Source organism: Chitinophaga solisilvae, from assembly GCF_009928525.1.
Taxonomy (GTDB): Bacteria; Bacteroidota; Bacteroidia; order Chitinophagales; family Chitinophagaceae; genus Chitinophaga; species Chitinophaga solisilvae.
Genome location: NZ_JAABOK010000042.1, coordinates 1 through 1,199 on the forward strand (window position 1 = coordinate 1; position 1,199 = coordinate 1,199).

1 protein-coding gene is annotated in these 1,199 nt (G+C 54.6%); it reads right to left on the bottom strand.

Translation table 11 applies throughout. The features are described from left to right. On the bottom strand, window positions 1-1,199 hold a 1,199-nt coding region (locus GWG06_RS30340), incomplete at both ends, for a condensation domain-containing protein (protein ID WP_160718177.1).

A 1,199-nucleotide genomic window follows, 5' to 3' on the forward strand; every position in this document is an offset into this window, starting at 1 on the left:
TTTTCTGCGCTGTAGCCGGCGAGTTGTTCCAGCACGGCATCATCTACTACCAGGCGGCTGCCGCTGTCGGACAGCATGTAGCTGATGCGGTCTGCCGGGTATTCAGGGTCTACCGGCACATATGCCCCGCCTGCTTTCAGGATGCCCAGCATCCCGATGATCTGTTCAGGCTTACGCCCCAGCTGCACGGCGACCAGCTCATTGCCACTGATGCCCTGCCCCTGCAGGTAGCGCGCCAGCTGGTTAGAGCGGGCATTCAGCGTAGCGTAGCTGATTTGCTGATCTCTAAAGGAAACGGCTATACGTTCCGGCGTAGCTGCCACCTGCTGCTCAAAAAGATCTACCAGCGTCAATGTAGCGGGGTAGCCACTTTCAGGGAAAGATAGCTGCTGTTGTTTTTCTGCTGCCGTTAAATAATCCAGCTGGTACAACGGTTGTTCCGGAGTTAGCAATATGACGGACAACAGTTGTTCCAGGTGTGCCAGCAGCTGCGAGGCGCTGGCCGAGGAATAAATATCACTGTTATAGATCAGCTCTGTCACCAGCGTATCGCCCTGCGGTAAAAAGGTAAACTGCAGATCGAATTTACTGGTCAGGTGCAGATCCGAAAGGTATTCGCTAATCTTCAGCTTATCGGAATGATTGTTCCATACCGCTGCATAATCTGCCTCCTGCTGTAATACCACCATTACGTCAAACAGCGGGTGGCGGCTCCTGTCACGCTGCAGTGGCAGTTCTTCCACCAGCGCGTCAAAAGGATACGACTGGTGCGCATATGCCTGCAGGGTGTGTCTGCGCACACCGGATAACAGGTCAATGAAACTCCCGCTGCCATGGAAGCGGCTGCGCAGCGCCAACGTGTTCACATAAAAACCGATCTGGTCTTCCAGGTCTATATGCTCACGCCCTGACACAGGGCTGCCCGTAATAATATCTTCCTGGCCGGTATAGCGATACAGCAAGGTGTTTACCAGTGACAATACACTCATGAACAGGGAAGCATCCTGCTGATCTGACAGCTGCTGTAAACCAGATAACAACGCAGGAGAGAGTTCCCGTCTTACGCGGCCGCCGGTATAGGTGCGGCCTGCAGGGCGCGGATAATCGCCGGGAAGTTCCAGGACAGGCAGTTCATCACTGAACTGATCCAGCCAGTAGCTGCGATGTTCCGGGTTTACCAGCTCCGGTTGCCAGCACGC